Source organism: Methylocystis sp., from assembly GCF_051061225.1.
In the GTDB taxonomy this organism is placed as follows: Bacteria; Pseudomonadota; Alphaproteobacteria; order Rhizobiales; family Beijerinckiaceae; genus Methylocystis.
Genome location: NZ_JBPFEB010000021.1, coordinates 116,531 through 133,358 on the forward strand (window position 1 = coordinate 116,531; position 16,828 = coordinate 133,358).

Below are 16,828 nucleotides of genomic sequence, written 5' to 3' on the forward strand. Positions count from 1 at the left end.
TGAGGGGCAAGGCCGCATCACTCATTTCGGCTGCTCCCGCCGCAGCGTCGCCTCGCCGATGACGCCCGGCGCGCGCGCGGCCCCATGCGCGAAGAGGCGCAGGAAAATCTCGCTGTCCGAGACCCGCAGCACCCGCCCCGACAGCGTCACCGTCTCGCCGCGCAGGATCGGCTGGATGAATTTGGCCGACAGACCGACCAGCGTCAGATCCGCGCGCCAGCCCTTGAGCATCGGCTCGAAGGCGGCGAGCAGCTTCATGCCATGGACCGGCGGCGCCGACAGGCCGATTTTCGCCGCGAGAGCGTCGTCGAGATGCAGCGGATTGTCGTCGCCCGACACCGCCGCGTAACGCGTCAGCGCCGCTGCGTCGAAGGGGCCGATGGTCGTTTCGGGCAGCTTGTCGCCGATCCTGATCTCGCTGCTCATGGCGCGGCCCCAAACCCCGCGCGCGGCACAAGGCGCAGCACGGTCTCGCTTTTCGCCACCGTCTCGCCGCCGGCGGCGATAGTCGCGTCGAGGATGAGGCGGGGCGGGGCGTCCTCGCGGCGCAACGCGACCATCACGTCATAGGCCGCGCCCGCCTGTAACGGCGCCCAAAAGGAGAAGCTCTGCGACTCATGCACGGGCACGACGCCCTCCGCCGCGCAGAGGTCGCGCACCGGCTCGAACAGTTTCGGATCGGCGATCCACACCGCCGGATAGGAGAGCGGGACGCTCGCGTCGTCGGCGCCGATCTCGCGCGCGAAAGCCGCCGCGCGCTCCGGATCGACGCGGAAACGGAACGGTCCCAGGATCGAGAGCGCGTCAGGCATGGCGCACGACCAGCACCGCATTGATGCCGCCGAAGGCGAAGGAATTGGAAATCGCCGCCTCGATCCTGTGCGGGCGCGCCTCATTGGGCACGGCGTTGATCGGGCAGCTCGGGTCGAATTCCAGGAAGTTGATCGTCGGCGGCGCGATCTGCTCCCGCAGCGCGGAAATGGTGATGGCGAGCTCCAGCCCGCCGCTCGCGCCCAGCGCATGGCCGTGAATCGGCTTGGTGGAGGAGACGGGGACCTCGCGCCCATAGTCGCCGAAGACGCGCAGGATGGCTTCCGACTCGGTGATGTCGTTGGCGTGGGTCGCCGTGCCATGGGCGTTGACGTAATGCACGTCGCGCGGCGCGAGCCCGGCGTCTTCGAGGGCCATGGCGACGCAGCTCGACGCGCCGTCGAGATCGGGGCGCACGGGGTCCTTGGCGTCGCTCGTCGTGCCGTAGCCGGCGAGCTCGCAGAGCGGCGCGTGGCCGCGCGCGCGGGCGGCCTCGGCCGTCTCCAGCACGAAGACCGCCGCGCCTTCGCCCAGCGACATGCCGTTGCGGCCCTTGGAAAAGGGGCGGCAGAGGTTGGGGGTCATCACCCGCAGCCCTTCCCAGGCGCGGATGGTGGCGTTGATCACGCAGGCCTCGGCGCCGCCGACGATGGCGCGGTCGACCATGCCGGAGCGGATCATCTGCATCCCGAGGCCGACCGATTGGCTCGCCGACGAACAGGCGCTGCCGACGGCGAAGGTCGGCCCCAGCGCCGAGAATCGGGCGCTGAGCGTCGTCGGCATGGCGCTGGGGATGAGCTTGGGCACGCTCAGCGTCTCGGGCCGGGTGCGCTCGACGTAATATTTGTAGATGCCGTCCTCGATGGTGGTCATCCCGCCGATGCCGGTGCCCATGATGACGGCGGTGCGCGGCCCGGCGATGTCCTTGCGGCCGAATCCGGCCTGCGCCATCGCCTCGTCGGGCGCGACCACGGCGAATTGGGTGAAGGGATCGCAGAAGGGGAGCACGTTCGGCTCGATGTGATCGGCCGGATCGAAATCCGGAACCTGCGCGGCGATCCTGATGCGCCCGTCATAGGGGCGCTCGGTCTTCAGCTCACGAATCTGGGACGCCCCGCCGCGCGCGGCCTCCCACAAGCGGCGCGCCCCGACGCCGGAGGCGCAGACCGCGCCCATCCCCGAGACCACCACCCGGCGGCCCCGGTCCCCTCGCGATACGGCCATTTACTGGGTCTCGCGCTCTTTCTGGATGTGCTCGGCGATCGCGCTGATCAGGCTTTCGACCGTCTTCGCTTCCTGCAGCGAGCCGTCCATGGGGATGTAGACGTTGAACTTTTCCTCGAGCGCGGTGAGGATCATCACGATGTCGACGGACTTGAGGTCGAGGCTCTCGATGGTGGCGTCCGGCGTCACCTTGCTGCGGTCGACCATGCCCTCGGAGGCGATGACCTCGATGATCTCTTCCTTGAGCTTGGCAATGTCCTGCGCAGTATCAGTCACGAAATCCCTCCGTTTATAGGGGCTCAACGGTCCCGCCCAGGGACGCGGGCCACGCGCGGCGCGATACGCTGGAGCGCCGCGCGCGGCGCATTGACGCAGATCGGGGGCTCTCACGCCGGCGCTTCCCCGCCCGGCGCGGGCGATAAGCCTTGGTTACGGGTTTTGGCGGGGAAAATAAAGCCCGCCGGGGTCGCTGCGGCGCGGCGCCCGCTTCCCTGAGCCGGCGCTTCATGGCAAAAGGCGCGCAAAACATGAGGGGTCAGGTCCAAATGAGCGCCAATGAGACAGCCATCGCCGGAGTTTTTCCACAGCCGACAGAGGACCAGTGGCGCAAACTCGTCGACAAGGCGCTGAAGGGCGGCTCCTTCGATCAGCTCGTCTCCAAAACCTGTGACGGCGCGGCCATCGCTCCGCTCTACCCCCGCGCCCGGGCGGAGGCGCCGCGCGCCCTGCGCCGCACGCCCGGCCGCTGGTCGATCCTCGGCCGCGTCGATCTCGCCGACGCCGAGGCCGCCAATGGCTTCGCGCTCGAGGACCTCGAGGGCGGCGCGGACGGCCTGCATGTCGTCTTCGCCGGATCGCAGGGCGCCTATGGCGCCGGCCTGACCAGCGACAGCGACGAGACCATCGCCCATCTCCTGGCGAACGTTCGGCTCGATTACGGCATCCCCGTGCTGATCGAGGCGTCCCCGCGCGCGCCCAACGCGGCGGCGGCGATCATGCGTCACGTCGACGGCCATCATATCGACCCCTCGATCACGCGCATTTCCTTCGGCCTCGATCCGCTCGGCCTGCAGGCGCTGCACGGCTTTGCCGCCGCCCCCTGGGCGCAGGGCGCGAAGACCTTCGCGGACAGCGTGACGACCATTGCAAAGGCCGGCTACGCCGCCGGCGCCGCCGTTGCGGACGCCCGGGTGGTTCACGCCGCCGGCGGCTCGGAGACGCAGGAGCTCGCCTTCGCGATCGCCGCCGCCGTCGCCTATCTGCGCGCGCTGACCGACAATGGCCTCGATATCGAAACCGCCCGGTCGCTGATTGCATTGCGGTTCGCGGCCGACGCCGATGAATTCATGGGCGTCGCCAAGTTCCGCGCGGCGCGCCGCCTGTGGGCGCGCGTCGAGGAGGCCTGCGGCCTTGCGCCGAAGCCCGCCCTGATCTTCGCCGAAACCGCGTGGCGGATGATGTCGCGCCGCGATCCCTGGAACAATATTCTGCGCGGCACGCTCGCGACCTTCTCGGCGGCGGTCGGCGGCGCCGACACGATCACCGTCCTGCCCTTCACGCAGGCCAGCGGCGCTGCCGACGGCTTCGCCCGCCGCCTCGCGCGCGACACGCAGCTCGTGTTGCAGGACGAATCCCACATCGACGTGGTCGACGATCCGACGAGCGGCGCCGGCGGGTTCGAGGCGCTGACCCAGGATCTCTGCGACCGCGCCTGGGCGGCCTTTCAGGAGATCGAGGCCGAGGGCGGGCTCCCGGCGGCGCTCGAAAAGGGAAGCTTCCAGGGCCGCGTCGCCGCGACCGCTGGCGAACGCGCCAAACGGGTGGCGCGCGCGAAGGAAAAGGTCATCGGGGCCAACGAGTTCCCGGACATTCACGAGAAGCCGCTGGATGTCGTCGCGCCCTTCGACGCCTCGCGGCAGGGCGCCCAGGCGCCCGCCGGCGCGACCAAGAGCGCGGCGCTGACGCCGCATCGCCTGTCCGAGCCCTTCGAGCGGCTGCGGGACGACTCCGACGCCTTTGCCCAGAAAAGCGGCGCCCGCCCAAAGGTGTTTCTGGCCAATCTCGGCACGGTCGCGGCCTTCACCGCCCGCGCCAATTTCGCCAAGAACTTCTTCGAAGCGGGCGGAATCGAAGCCGTTTTCGGCCCCGAGACCCAGTCGACCGGCGACCTCGCGGCGGCGTTCCGCGCCTCTGGCGCGAAACTCGCTTGTCTGTGCTCGTCCGACAAGATCTACGCCGACGCGGCCGAGCCGGCCGCCGTCGCCCTGAAGGGCGCGGGCGCAACCCTCTATTCGGCGGGTCGTCCGGGCGATCTGGAGGAGATGCTGCGGAAGGCTGGCGTCACCGGATTCATCTATGTCGGCTGCGACATGTTTGACGTGTTGCGGCGGGCGCTCGAGGAGGCGAAATGAGGTTATGGGCGTTGGCGCTCGCCGCGAGTCTGGCGGCGAGCGGGGCTCTGGCGAAACCGCAGCATCGCATGCACCGGAAAGCGGCGACGGCCCAGCCGCGCCAGACTGTCGAGGCCCGCGACGCCAACGGCTCCTGGGCCGTGGAGGCGTCCACCACCGTCGGCAGTTGTCCGGCGTTGATCCCGACCAGCCTCACCATCGCGGAGAACAAGCTCGCGGGCGTCGCGGGCTCCGCCGTTCAGGCCTGGGGCTATCTCGACGAGAACGGCAATATCGTCGCCCGCTTCACCGGCGAGGGCGAGCATGTCGCCCGCTTCCACGGGACGCTGAAGGCGGGCAGGGGCGCCGGCGCCTGGTCCTCCTCCACCGACATGTGCGGCGGAACCTGGCGCGCGGCGCAGGAATAATCCCCCCGCAATAATCCCGCCGCCGCGCTTTCCATCGAGTCCCCTTGGGCCAGGTGACCGGAAGTCGAAACATCCGGACGCCTGACCATGCCCGCGCCCCAGTCGCCGCCAAACGGCCGCCCCCGCGTCGTCATCATCGGCGGCGGTTTCGCCGGCATTGCGGCGGCGCAGGCGCTGAAGGGAAGCGGCGCGCAAATCCTGCTCCTCGATGGCGCCAACCACCATTGTTTCCAGCCGCTGCTCTATCAGGTGGCGACGGCGGCGCTGGCGGGTCCCGACGTCGCCTGGCCGATCCGCTATGTGATGCGCGGGCGGGACGACGTGACGGTGCTGATGCTCGCCGTCGACGGCGTGGACACGACCCGCCGGGTGGTGAAAGCCGGCGCGGGGGAGTTTCCCTACGACCATCTCGTGGTCGCCACCGGCGCGACCCACTCCTACTTCGGCCACGAGAGCTGGGCGCGTCTGGCGCCGGGGCTGAAATCCGTCGAGGACGCGACGCACATCCGTCGCCGTCTGCTCACCGCCTTCGAGCAGGCCGAGGCGACTTGCGACGAAAACGAGCGGGCGCGTTTGTTGACCTTCGTCATCGTCGGCGGCGGGCCGACCGGGGTCGAGCTCGCGGGCGCCATCGCGGAGCTGGCGCGGCGCACCCTGCCGCCAGAATTTCACCGGGCCGACCCGCGCCGGGCGCGCATCCTGCTGCTGGAGGCGGGGCCGCGCATCCTGTCGGCCTTTCCCGAGCGGCTCTCCGGCTACGCCCGCGACGCTCTCGCCGGCATGGGCGTCGATGTGCGGACAGGAACGCCGGTTGAAGGCATTTCGGAAACGATGGTGGTCGCCGGCGGCGCGCCGATCGGGGCCGGCGTCATTCTCTGGGCGGCGGGGGTGCGCGCCTCGCCCGCGGCAAACTGGTTCAGCCTCCCGTCCGACCGCAGCGGACGCATTCCGGTCGGACCGGAGCTGACCGCGCCCGGCCTGCCGGGCGTCCATATCGTTGGCGACCTCGCGCTGGCGACAGGCCCGGATGGCGCGCCGGTTCCGGCGCTGGCGGCCTCGGCGAAACAGATGGGCTGGTACGCCGGCCGCGCGATCCGCAGGTGCCTCGCCGGCCAGCCGCCGCGAAAGCCGTTCCGCTACCGCGACCACGGCAGCCTCGCCACCATCGGCCGAAAGGCGGCCATCGTGAAGCTTGGGCGACTGGAGCTCACGGGTTTTCCCGGCTGGCTCTTCTGGAGCGTCGTCCATGTCTATTTTCTGGTCAATCTCCGCAGCCGGCTCTTCGTCGCAATCAGCTGGATCGCCGCTTATTTCACCTCTCACCGGGGCGCGCGGCTGATCACGCGGTGAGCGCAATCGGATCGAGGCCCGCCATTCCCCACGCCTTTTTACGCTTCAAGGCTTGATCGGGGAGCGGAAATTTGGCATAGGCGTCGCCAACGAATGCGCTGGGCGTCATCCCGGCCAGTGTTCTATTGCCGAGGATCGACAGATGAAAGTCCGCAACTCCCTGAAGTCCCTGCGTTCGCGCCACCGCGCCAACCAGATCGTGCGCCGCAAGGGCCGCGTCTATGTGATCAACAAGGTTCAGAAGCGCTACAAGGCCCGTCAGGGCTGAGCGCGTTCCGCCAAACGGCGGAGCCTGTTTTCAAAAGCCGCGAGACCCGCTCTCGCGGCTTTTGTCTTTCGTACGCCCTCGTCAGGCGCCCATCAGCGCCTTCACATGGGCGGCGACGCTCGTGCCCAGACCTTCGAGATCGTAGCCGCCCTCCAGCAGCGACACGACGCGCCCGCCGCATTTGCGGTCGGCGACGTCCATCAGCCGCTTGGTCGCCTCGCTGAAATCCTGCGCGTTGAACCGCAGGCCGCCGAGCGGATCGCGCTCATGCGCGTCGAAGCCCGCCGAGATCAGGATGAGATCGGGTCCGAAGTCGCGCAGCCGGGGGAGGATTCTGTCGACGAGCGCTTCCTGGAAGGCGTCGCCGGCGGCGCCGGCCCGCAACGGCGCGTTGACGATCGTGTCGTGCTCGCCGGTCTCATTGGGTCCGCCGGTGCCGGGATAGAACGGCGCCTGATGGGTCGAACAGAACATCACGCTGCCGTCGGCCCAGAAAATATCCTGCGTGCCATTGCCGTGATGAACGTCGAAATCGACGATGGCGACGCGCTCGGCGCCATGCGCGGCCTGGGCGTGGCGCGCGGCGATGGCGACATTGTTGACGAAGCAGAAGCCCATCGGATTGCGCACGCCGGCATGATGGCCCGGCGGCCGCGTCGCCACGAACGCCGTATCGGCCTCGCCCCGCATCACCTCGTCGACGGCCGCGACGGCGCCGCCGGCGGCGCGCCAAATGGCTTCGAGGGTCTTGGGGCACATCACCGTGTCGCTGTCGAGCGCGGCGTAGGCCTCGCGGGGCTGAGCCTCCTCCAGCGCGGCGAGATAGCTCTCCGGATGCACGCGCAGAAGCGCCGTGGCGGCCGCGCGAGGCGCATCGAGGCGGGTGAGATATTGAAACGTCTCCGCTTCGAGCTCGCGCTCGATCGCGCGCAGCCGGTCCGGGCGCTCCGGATGCCCCGGACCCATCTCGTGTTCGAGGCCGCTCGCATGCGTGAAGAGAAGGGTTTTCACCAGCCCGCCGCTTTATCGGCCGCGACTCGCGGCTTGCATTTTTATTGGGCCGATTTTGGTCGATGTCTATGAAAAATGAAAGACGAAGGCGGCTTTCGACGCAAAAAGGCGGTGCAGGCCGCGCCTCCATTTTCCGTGGCGCCCCCGCAACACCGGGAGAAATTCGGCCTCCGCGCGGCGATGAGGCGGATTGTCTCGGGCAAGATCGTGGTAAGCAAATTTAAATCTCTCGTCTGGCGGCGGAAAGGAGCTCGTAATGAAGCTGAGGAATATGCTTGCAGTGTCGCTATCGGCGCTTGCGGTCGCAGGCTGCTATGGCGCGCGTCTGCCGGATCCCAGGCTTTCCGCCCGCGACGCTGAATTTCTCGCGCTTGCCCCGAAGGCTCAGGTCAGCTCGGAATTCGAACGCTATCTTGTTGATTACAGGACCAGCGAGCCGGTCGGGTCGATCGTCGTCGATTCCCGCGCGCATTACCTTTACTACGTCATGCCCGGCGGCAAGGCGGTGCGCTACGGCGTGGCCACCGGCCAGGACGCCATGGGGTGGACCGGGCGCGCCTATGTCGGCGGCATGCAGGAGTGGCCGCGCTGGATCCCGCCCAAGGACATGCTCGAGCGCTGGCCGCATCTTCAGCCGACCGCCGACGCCGGCGGTCTTCCCGGCGGCCCGGACAACCCGCTCGGCTCGCGCGCCCTCTATCTCTATCAGGACGGCAAGGATACGATGTATCGCATCCATGGCACGAATGAGCCGGAGAAGATCGGGCAGGGCGTTTCGTCGGGCTGCATCCGCATGCGCGACATCGACGCCATCGATCTCTACGGCCGCGTGAAGGTCGGCACCAAGGTCGTCGTGATCTAAACGACGGATTTCACGATCAGCGAGCCCTTTCCCCGGCTTCGGGGGAAGGGCTCTTTATTTTCGGCCGGCCATATTTCCACCAAAATTTTTCAAGCTTGGCGATTATTTACGGAACGGCCGCGAGAGACGGGCGTTATCCGGCGTGACGTCCAGGGGGTGGTCGTCACAAAGTTCATGAAAGTTCATTGCAAGGAACGCGAGGGGCAGGAGAGCGGGATGCGAAAGTCGACACTCATTGGATTCATCGTTTTATTGCTCGCGGCAAGTTTCGCGAGCGCGTCCTCGGTGATGAAGCCCGCGGACAGCGACGAGGATTTCTGCTTCGGCTACGCGATCTGCGAATAAGCCGTGAATTGGCGCCGGACGCGGCCCGAAGCTGTGTCCGCCGCCCGTCCGGGCGCCGCGCGGTGGAGATGGATGTCTCCGCCCTGGATGCGCGCCGCGCCGTCAGAGTCCCGGATCGTTCCCGCTCTCCTGCCTGTGGCTTTCGAGCCCGTAGGAATAACGAGTCCAGAAGCGCTCGTGCAGATAATAGAGCGCGAAGATCACACCCATTTCCACGCCGGTGATCTCCGCCGCCATCCCCGCGTCCCGGACAAAGGCGTGGACCACGAGGAAGGTCGACACGCTCGCCGGCAGAAGCCATGAGAAGGCCTTTGCGAGGCTGCGCTTCGGCGCGGGGCGATAGCTCGCCGGCTCGATTTCGACGCCTTCCATCGAGGCGTAGCTGAGATCGGTCAGCGGCGCCTCGACGCGGCGCGTGGAGGCGGCGACCGTCTTCACCATGCCGACCGCCACCGTCTCATTGGTGATGCGGTCGATGAGGATGAAGCCGCCGGTCTCGCGGTTCTCGACATAGGGGTCGCAGGCGACGATGGTTTCGAGCGAGAGCTTCGCCTCGCCGATCTCGTTGAAGGCAAGCGTTTCGCCTGCACGGATCGGCGCGGCGAGCCCCGACTCGATCTCGATGCGCGCGTCGACGCCGGTCACATTCGCCGGCGTGGTCTTCGTCCCGATCTTGAGAAGATAATTCTTGCCGACCGCGAGCGGCTCGCGCACCAGCCACAAGAGCTTCGCATCCAGCCGGTCGCCGATTTTCGCGGGCGAGACCGGCGAACTCAGAAGATCGCCGCGCGAGCAATCCACTTCTTCGTTGAAGGTGACTGTCACAGACTGGCCGGACACGCCGCTGTCGAGATCGCCGTCATAGGTGACGACGCGCGAAATGCGGGTGTCACGCCCGTCCGGCAGGATGCGGACGATGTCGCCGGGGCGGATGTTGCCGCCGCTGATGAAGCCCGAGAAGCCGCGGAAGTCCAGGTTGGGACGGTTGACCCATTGCACCGGCATGCGAAACGGCGCGATGCGCATCACATCCTCGACCGCCACGCCTTCGAGATAGGTCAAAAGCGGCGGGCCGTCGTGCCAGGGCATGGTCGTCGCGCCATGCACGAGATTGTCGCCGTCCTTGGCGACCAGCGGCAGCACATAGACCGACGCAAAGCGCAGATGTTTGGCGAATTCGCGGAAATCCGCCTCGATCTTGCGGAAGGTCTCCTCGCTGTAGTCGACGAGGTCCATCTTGTTGACGGCCACGACCACATGGCGCACGCCGAACATGGAGGTGATGACGCTGTGACGGCGCGTCTGCGGCAGAATGCCCTTGCGCGCGTCGACGAGCAGGATCGCGAGATCGGCAGTCGAGGCGCCGACCGCCATGTTGCGCGTATATTGCTCGTGGCCGGGCGTGTCGGCGACGATGAACTTGCGCTTGTCGGTCGCGAAATAGCGATAGGCGACGTCGATGGTGATGCCCTGCTCGCGCTCCGCCGCGAGGCCGTCGACCAGCAGCGCGAAATCGAGATCGTCGCCCTGCGTGCCGTGCTTCTTCGAATCCGCCTCGAGCGCCGCGATGAGATCGTCGGGGGCGAGGTCGGCGTCGTAGAGCAGGCGCCCGATCAGCGTGGATTTGCCGTCGTCCACCGAGCCGCAGGTGATGAAACGCAGGAGCGGCTTGTCGGCGCGCACGGCGACGGCCGGGGCAGCAGCTTCGATGAGCTCCACGCCGTGCATGTCAGAAATATCCTTCCTGCTTCTTCTGCTCCATGGAGCTGGAGCCGTCGTGATCGATCAGGCGCCCCTGCCGCTCGGAGGAGCGGCTCTCGCGCATTTCGGTGATGATTTCGTCGAGCGTCGCCGCGTCGCTTTCGATGCCGCCGGTGAGCGGATAGCAGCCGAGCGTGCGGAAGCGCACCATCCTGTGCTCGACCGTCTCGCCCGGCTGGAGCTTCATGCGGTCGTCATCGACCATGATCAGCGTGCCGCTGCGGCGCACGACCGGGCGCTCTTTCGCGAAATAAAGCGGCACGACAGGAATGTTCTCGCGCGCGATATAGTCCCAGATGTCCGCTTCCGTCCAGTTGGACATGGGGAAGATGCGCAGGCTTTCGCCCGGCGCCTTGCGCGTATTGTAAAGGCGCCAGAATTCCGGGCGCTGATTTTTCGGGTCCCAGCGATGCTGCGCCGTGCGGAAGGAGAGCACGCGCTCCTTGGCGCGCGACTTTTCCTCGTCGCGCCGGGCGCCGCCGAAGGCCGCGTCGAACTTGTATGTGTCGAGCGCCTGTTTCAGCGCCTCGGTCTTCATGATCTCGGTGTGGAGCTTCGAGCCGTGATCGAAGGGGCTGATGTTCATCTCAACCCCCTTGGGATTGATGTATTCGATCAGCTCCAGCCCCAGCTCCTTCACGATGCGGTCGCGAAACTCGATCATCTCGCGGAACTTCCATGTCGTGTTGACATGAAGCAGCGGGAAGGGCGGCTTCGACGGATAGAAGGCTTTCAGGGCGACATGCAGCATCGCCATGGAGTCCTTGCCGATCGAGAACAGCATCACCGGGTTTTCACATTCCGCGACGGACTCGCGCAGGATGTGAATGCTCTCGGCTTCCAGCCGGTCGAGATGGCCGAGCGAGCGCGTGGGCAGCGCGGTCATTGAAAAGCCTCCGGCTCCTTGGGCGCCGGGCCGCGGCGCAGCACGCCGTCCTCGCCCACATGCAGCCCGCATTCCTTTTTGTCGTCCTGCTCCCACCACCAGCGGCCGGCGCGTTCGTCCTCGCCGGGCTCGATGGCGCGCGTGCAGGGCGCGCAGCCGATCGAGAGAAAGCCTTTCGCGTGAAGCGTGTTCACGGGAAAGGAGAACTCCCCGCACGCGGCGACAATGGCGTCGCGGGTGTAGTCGAGAACGGGATTGATCTTGATCGTATGGTACGCGGCGTCGAACGCGATCATCGGCGCCTCGGCGCGCGCCGCGGACTGATCGGCGCGCAGGCCGGTGATCCAGCCGGAGACGCCATGCAGCAGCCGGCCGAGCGGCTCCACCTTGCGCACATGACAACAGGCCTTACGCGCGTCGACGGATCTGTAGAAGCCGTTGACGCCCTGCTCTTCGACGAGCTTTTCGAGTGGTTCGGCCTGCGGGTAGGCGGCGCGAATGCGGCGGGCGTAGCGCGCCTCCGTCTCCTCCCAGAGCGTGTAGGTCTCGGGAAAGAGGCGGCCGGTGTCGATGGTCACGACGTCGATGTCGAGACCCTGCGTGAAGATGGAGTGCGTGACAAACTGATCCTCGACGCCAAAGCTCGTCGTGAAGACGATGCGGCCGGGGATGAGTTCGCGCACGAGCTGAAGCCTGTGATCGAGATCCAGCGGAAGCAGGCGCGGCGCGAGGATTTCAGGGATGGACGCGCTCATTGCCCCGCCGCCTTCCGCCGCGCGTCGAGAATGGAGCCGGACGCGACATAGCCGCGCTGATAGGTGCGCGCATGGGCGTCGCGCGCCGCGCGCCATTGAGGCTCGTCCTGACGCTCGGCAATGTCGTCGGGAATTTCGACCGTGTCGAAGCCGCAGCCCAGCGCATGGGCGTATTGATCGGCGAGCAGCCGCCCGCTCGCGCGCAATTCGCCGGCAAAGCCCGCGCGGCGAATGAGGCGGGCCAGCGAAAAGCCACGTCCGTCGGCGAAGGCCGGGAAGGCGATTTCGACAAGTTCGAGACGCGGCAGCGCGGCGGCCAGCGTGGCGGGATCGGTGGTGTTGGGGACGTGGACCCCAAGGCTGACGCCCGCCGGAAGATGGGCGAGGGCGTGCTCCATCCGAGCGAGCGACACAACCGCCTTGCCGCCCTTCGGCAGCGCCTCTTCATCCGCCAGACGGCGCCAGCCGTCTTCGATGAAACGCCCGTCAGATATCAGCGCCATCTTCGCCCTCCCGCCGCAGCACGTCCTTGAAGCGCGCGTGACCGATGCGGCGCCATGTTTCGATGAAGCTTTCGCCCTCCTGGCGCTCGGCCAGATAGAAGTCGACGATATGCTCGATCACATCCGGAACCTGCTCCGCCGTGACGCCGGGTCCGAGAATCTCGCCGATGTTGGCCGAGAAGGTCGGGTCGCCGCCAAGCGTGATCTGGTAGGATTCCTGCCCCTTCTTCTCCAGGCCGAGAATGCCGATCGCGCCGACATGGTGATGGCCGCAGGCGTTGATGCAGCCGGAAATCTTGATTCCAAGCTTGCCGATGCGGCGCTGGCGGGAGAGATCGGAGAACCGCTTCGAAATCGCCTGCGCGATGGGAATGGAGCGCGCCGTCGCCAGCGAGCAGTAATCGAGACCGGGGCAGGAGATGATGTCGGAGACGAGGCCGGCGTTCGCCGTGGCGAGGCCGGCGGCGTCGAGCAGCGTCCACAGATCGAAGAGATCGTCCAGCTTCACATGCGGCAGGATGACGTTCTGCTCATGCGAAATGCGCAGTTCGCCGAAGCCGAAGCGTTCGCTGGCGTCGGCGAGAAGGCGCATCTGCGCCGAGGTCGCGTCGCCCGGAATGCCGCCGATGGGCTTCAGCGAGACGGTGACCACCCCATAGCCGGGGATTTTGTGGGGTCCGACGTTCACCTCGGCGAAATTGCCGAAGGCGGGATGCTCCACCCGGGCCGCGCGCAGTTTTTCGGACGCGGGCGGCAGCGTCTCATAGGGCGGCGGCGCGAAATGCGCGGCGATGCGCTCGAACTCCGCCGGATCACAGGAGAACACCGAACGGTCCATGGCGGCGAATTCCGCCTCGACGGCCGCGCGCACCTCGTCGATCCCCTTCTCGTGAACGAGGATCTTGATGCGCGCCTTGTATTTGTTGTCGCGTCGGCCGAAGCGGTTGTAGACGCGCATGATCGCTTCGAGATAGGCGAGGAGATCGGCGCGCGGCACAAAGTCGCGAATGACCTTGGCGACGAAGGGCGAGCGGCCGAGGCCGCCGCCGACGAAGACCTGATAGCCGATCTCGCCCGCGTCGTTCGTCACGATGGCGAGACCGATGTCGTGAACCTTGACCGCGGCGCGGTCCTGCGCGGCGCCGGTCACCGCGATCTTGAACTTGCGCGGCAGGAACGAGAACTCGGGATGCGCGCTCGACCACTGACGCAGGAACTCCGCCGTCGGGCGCGGGTCCTCGATCTCGTCCGGGGCCACGCCCGCGAATTGGTCCGCCGTCACATTGCGAATGCAGTTGCCGGAGGTCTGGATGGCGTGCATCTCGACCTCGGCCAGCGCTTCCAGAATGTCGGGCGTGTCGACGAGCTTCGGCCAGTTGTACTGGAGATTTTGCCGCGTCGTGAAATGGCCGTAGCCGCGGTCATATTTGTCGGCGATGTCGGCGAGACGGCGCATCTGGCGCGCGGTGAGCGTTCCATAGGGAATGGCGACGCGCAGCATATAGGCGTGAAGCTGGAGATAGAGCCCGTTCATCAGGCGGAACGGACGGAATTCATCCTCGCTCAGACTGCCGGCGAGACGCCGGCGCACCTGTTCGCGAAACTCGGCCACGCGCTCCTTCACGAAGGCCGCGTCGAAGGCGTCGTAGCGATAGGTCGTGACGGGAGCGTTGGGACGCGTGAGAATGGTGTCGTGGGCGGTCATCATGCGCCTCCGGAAGCCTGCTTGCCGAGATCGAGGCGCACGCTCGGTCCCTTGATCCGCATTTTCTCGCGATAGTGCAGCGGCGTCGGAACGCCGTTCGAGCCGACCTCCACATCCGCGAGATAAACGTCGACGACGCGATTGGCGGCGATTTCGGCCTTGCCGAAAGCCTCCATGGCGCTCGCCTCGTCCTTGTCGCGGGCGACGCGGGCCCCGGCGTGGTCGCGCTCCCAGCCCGCCGCGCCCAGAAACAGCACTTCGCCGTCCGCGAGACTGGAGGCGAGCAAGATCTGCGGATGTTTCAGCGCCGTCATCACGTCTCCTGCGGCAGTTTGAGCGTGAGCCCGCTCATCTCGTCGGACCAGATGATCTGGCAGCTCAGACGCGAATGGTCGTAGAGCATCGGCAATTCGTCGAGTTTCTCAAGCTCCTCCTCGCGCGGCGCGGGCACGCGCGCGGCCGATTCGGGATCGAGAACGACGTGACATTCCGCGCAGGCGAGCGCGCCGCCGCAGGTGTTGTCCATACCCATGCCGTAATCGCGGAGGATTTCCATGAGCCTCCAGCCTTCCACGGCCGCGAGCGCATGCACCACGCCGTTCCGGTCCTCGACACGCAGAAAGGGCGTCTCGGGCTCCAGCGGCGACACGGAGTTGTCGGCGATGTCCAAAGCAATACTCATTCGACCGTTTTCGTTATGCGGAGGCGTTCGCGCAGAGGCGATGGCGTTCTGTATTTCGAACGGGTAGATACCTTAAATCGCACGTAAGTCAATTCACCCTTTCGAACTGCCTAATTTTTAAATCCACACTGGCAACACGTAAAACCGGATTTGCAAGCAATTTGAAAGCTGGGGCATGACAAGCATGCGCAATGTATGTTTGTTAGGAAACGGGGAACCACACGGAGCGGCGGACGCTCAAGCGCCATAGGAGACCGCATGGTAAAAAGGCCCACGAAACCCATCAAGCAGGCGCCGCCTCCCAAGAAGGAGCCAGAGCCCCGGCGCGAGACCCGCGCCGCCCCGCCGCCGGCCGCGGCTGTCCGGCCGACCGTCATCGCCGTGGGCGCGGACAAGGGCGGCGTCGGCAAGACGACGATCGCGCGCGCCGTGCTGAACTTTCTCACCCTCAACGACATCGAGGCGCGCGCCTTCGATACGGAGGCGCCGCGCGGCACGCTGCATCGCTTCCATCCCGACGAGACGTCGATCGTCGATCTGACCTCCACCGCGGATCAGATGAAGATAATCGACACGCTCAATTCGGCGGAGCACAATGTCAGCATCATCGACGTGCGGGCCGGCGGTCTCAGCCCGGCGTTGCGGGCGCTCGAGGAAATCGGCTTTTTCGACGCCGTGAAGGCGGGCGAGTTCCGTTTCATCCTGCTCCACGTCATCGGCCCGTCGATCGCCTCGCTGGACGAGATCGCCGAAATCGCGCCCTATATGGCCGATGCGACCTATTTCATGGTGAAGAACCATGTCAACGACACCACCTTCTTCGAGTGGGACCCGCAAACCCATGCTAAATATTTCGAAGACGTGGTCACGACTGGCGAAATCACCATACCCAAGCTCGACTCGCTGGCTTATGAGCAGGTGGAGCTCGCGGGGGCGCCGTTCCTGACCTTCATCGAGAACCAGACGGCCGAGGGCGATCCCGCGAACTACTCCTTCGTGTTGCGCGGCAAGGTCAGAAGCTGGCTGGCGCGGGTGGCGGACGAGTTTGATCGGGTCGGACTTCTCGACCTCGTCAACGGAGCCGGCAAGGGACGCTGAGACGAAGGCGGCGCCTGGTCCGCGGGGGTCTAATGAGTCGCCGCACGCTCGTCTACTTCGTCTGTTCGCCGCATTCGCGCACGGGGGTGACCACCACCGCGCGGCTGCTGACGGACTACTATCTGTGGCGCGGCGTCCCGGTCGAAGGTTTCGACACGGACGCCCGCGAGCCCACCTATGCGCTGCGCTTTCCGCGAACCTCGACCGTCGTCGACATTTTCGACGTGCGCGGCCAGATCGCGCTCTTCGACCGTCTGCTGATTTCAGATGAAACGCCCAAGGTCGTGGATGTCTGGAGCCGCTCCTTCGATCAGCTTTTTTCCATCATCGCGGAAATCGGCTTCCTCGAAGAGGCCGCGCGCATGGATGTGGAGCCGATCGTGCTCTATCAGGCGGACGCCTCGCAGATGGCCGCGAGCAATGCGCGGCTCCTGACGACGACCTGGCCCAATCTCTGGCTCACCGCCGTCAATAATGAGGGCGCGGCGCCGCTCGGCCCGGACGCGCGGGCGATCCTGGAAACATATGGGGCGCGCGCCAAGCTTGTCCTGCCGAGGCTCGAGCGCCCCATTGCGCGGGCGCTTGACGAGCCGCATTTGTGCCTGTCTGATTTCCTGCTCGAGTCGCCGGTTTCCATGTCGCTTGTCATTCGCGCGGCGCTGAAGAACTGGCTTCTGCCCATCTTCACCCAATTTCGCAGCCACGAACTCCGCATCGCGCTGCAATCGAGCCAATTCCTGCGCTAGGTTT

General features: G+C 66.4%; 20 protein-coding genes. 8 read left to right on the plus strand and 12 right to left on the minus strand.

Going from position 1 to position 16,828, the window contains the following annotated elements:
- Positions 1-21: 21 nt before the first annotated feature.
- The 4 genes from ACR652_RS04470 to ACR652_RS04485 are packed head-to-tail and all read right to left on the minus strand — an operon-like array spanning position 22 to position 2,310.
- Positions 22-426 (minus strand): MaoC family dehydratase, encoded by a 405-nt coding sequence (locus ACR652_RS04470; RefSeq protein WP_434505317.1) that lies wholly within the window; start codon positions 424-426, stop codon positions 22-24.
- On the minus strand, positions 423-812 hold the full coding sequence (locus ACR652_RS04475) for a hypothetical protein (protein ID WP_434505318.1): 390 nt from the start codon (positions 810-812) through the stop codon (positions 423-425). Before ACR652_RS04475 ends, ACR652_RS04470 begins: the two co-directional genes overlap by 4 nt.
- Complete coding sequence (locus tag ACR652_RS04480) at positions 805-2,034, minus strand: beta-ketoacyl-[acyl-carrier-protein] synthase family protein (RefSeq protein ID WP_434505319.1); 1,230 nt, start codon at positions 2,032-2,034, stop codon at positions 805-807. The genes ACR652_RS04475 and ACR652_RS04480 overlap by 8 nt, the downstream gene beginning before the upstream one ends.
- Positions 2,035-2,310, minus strand: coding sequence for an acyl carrier protein (locus ACR652_RS04485; RefSeq protein ID WP_434505320.1), 276 nt, complete (start codon positions 2,308-2,310; stop codon positions 2,035-2,037). It lies immediately after the preceding gene.
- A gap of 251 nt (positions 2,311-2,561) precedes the next feature.
- Here ACR652_RS04485 and ACR652_RS04490 point away from each other — a divergent pair, with 251 nt between their 5' ends.
- The 4 genes from ACR652_RS04490 (at position 2,562) to ykgO (ending at position 6,470) form a co-directional block, all read left to right on the plus strand.
- A complete protein-coding gene (locus ACR652_RS04490; protein ID WP_434505321.1) occupies positions 2,562-4,445 on the plus strand; it encodes a methylmalonyl-CoA mutase family protein in 1,884 nt (627 codons plus the stop codon).
- Complete coding sequence (locus ACR652_RS04495) at positions 4,442-4,852, plus strand: hypothetical protein (RefSeq protein WP_434505322.1); 411 nt, start codon at positions 4,442-4,444, stop codon at positions 4,850-4,852. Before ACR652_RS04490 ends, ACR652_RS04495 begins: the two co-directional genes overlap by 4 nt.
- Before the next feature lie 87 nt (positions 4,853-4,939).
- Positions 4,940-6,202 carry an NAD(P)/FAD-dependent oxidoreductase gene (locus ACR652_RS04500; protein WP_434505323.1) on the plus strand — a complete coding sequence of 421 codons (1,263 nt, stop codon included), beginning with the start codon at positions 4,940-4,942 and terminating at the stop codon, positions 6,200-6,202.
- 142 nt (positions 6,203-6,344) lie between these two features.
- Entirely contained in the window at positions 6,345-6,470 is a 126-nt protein-coding gene (gene ykgO / locus ACR652_RS04505; RefSeq protein WP_036283477.1) for a type B 50S ribosomal protein L36, read from the plus strand.
- 81 nt (positions 6,471-6,551) lie between these two features.
- On the opposite strand, the gene ACR652_RS04510 is transcribed toward ykgO, so the two are convergent.
- Positions 6,552-7,481, minus strand: coding sequence for a histone deacetylase family protein (locus ACR652_RS04510; RefSeq protein ID WP_434505324.1), 930 nt, complete (start codon positions 7,479-7,481; stop codon positions 6,552-6,554).
- 256 nt (positions 7,482-7,737) lie between these two features.
- Between ACR652_RS04510 and ACR652_RS04515 the strand changes: the two genes are divergently transcribed.
- Both ACR652_RS04515 and ACR652_RS04520 read left to right on the plus strand, forming a co-directional pair.
- A complete protein-coding gene (locus ACR652_RS04515) occupies positions 7,738-8,343 on the plus strand; it encodes a L,D-transpeptidase (protein WP_434505325.1) in 606 nt (201 codons plus the stop codon).
- Between the two features lie 216 nt (positions 8,344-8,559).
- Entirely contained in the window at positions 8,560-8,688 is a 129-nt protein-coding gene (locus ACR652_RS04520) for a hypothetical protein (protein WP_434505326.1), read from the plus strand.
- 102 nt (positions 8,689-8,790) lie between these two features.
- Here the strand turns inward: ACR652_RS04520 and cysN are convergent, their stop codons facing one another.
- Genes cysN through ACR652_RS04555 form a run of 7 tightly spaced genes read right to left on the minus strand, consistent with a single transcriptional unit; the run spans position 8,791 to position 14,980 of the window.
- Positions 8,791-10,416, minus strand: a complete 1,626-nt coding sequence (gene cysN / locus ACR652_RS04525; protein ID WP_434505327.1) for a sulfate adenylyltransferase subunit CysN — start codon at positions 10,414-10,416, stop codon at positions 8,791-8,793.
- Between the two features lies 1 nt (position 10,417).
- Complete coding sequence (gene cysD, locus ACR652_RS04530) at positions 10,418-11,335, minus strand: sulfate adenylyltransferase subunit CysD (RefSeq protein WP_434505328.1); 918 nt, start codon at positions 11,333-11,335, stop codon at positions 10,418-10,420.
- Positions 11,332-12,090, minus strand: coding sequence for a phosphoadenylyl-sulfate reductase (locus tag ACR652_RS04535; RefSeq protein ID WP_434505329.1), 759 nt, complete (start codon positions 12,088-12,090; stop codon positions 11,332-11,334). The genes cysD and ACR652_RS04535 overlap by 4 nt, the downstream gene beginning before the upstream one ends.
- A complete protein-coding gene (locus ACR652_RS04540; protein ID WP_434505330.1) occupies positions 12,087-12,593 on the minus strand; it encodes a DUF934 domain-containing protein in 507 nt (168 codons plus the stop codon). Before ACR652_RS04540 ends, ACR652_RS04535 begins: the two co-directional genes overlap by 4 nt.
- Entirely contained in the window at positions 12,577-14,298 is a 1,722-nt protein-coding gene (locus ACR652_RS04545; RefSeq protein ID WP_434505399.1) for a nitrite/sulfite reductase, read from the minus strand. The genes ACR652_RS04540 and ACR652_RS04545 overlap by 17 nt, the downstream gene beginning before the upstream one ends.
- Positions 14,298-14,612 (minus strand): DUF2849 domain-containing protein, encoded by a 315-nt coding sequence (locus ACR652_RS04550; RefSeq protein ID WP_434505331.1) that lies wholly within the window; start codon positions 14,610-14,612, stop codon positions 14,298-14,300. The genes ACR652_RS04545 and ACR652_RS04550 overlap by 1 nt, the downstream gene beginning before the upstream one ends.
- Positions 14,612-14,980 carry a 2Fe-2S iron-sulfur cluster-binding protein gene (locus ACR652_RS04555; RefSeq protein WP_434505332.1) on the minus strand — a complete coding sequence of 123 codons (369 nt, stop codon included), beginning with the start codon at positions 14,978-14,980 and terminating at the stop codon, positions 14,612-14,614. The genes ACR652_RS04550 and ACR652_RS04555 overlap by 1 nt, the downstream gene beginning before the upstream one ends.
- Before the next feature lie 258 nt (positions 14,981-15,238).
- Between ACR652_RS04555 and ACR652_RS04560 the strand changes: the two genes are divergently transcribed.
- Complete coding sequence (locus ACR652_RS04560) at positions 15,239-16,078, plus strand: hypothetical protein (RefSeq protein WP_434505333.1); 840 nt, start codon at positions 15,239-15,241, stop codon at positions 16,076-16,078.
- Between the two features lie 32 nt (positions 16,079-16,110).
- Positions 16,111-16,824, plus strand: coding sequence for a hypothetical protein (locus ACR652_RS04565; protein WP_434505334.1), 714 nt, complete (start codon positions 16,111-16,113; stop codon positions 16,822-16,824).
- Positions 16,825-16,828: the final 4 nt, after the last annotated feature.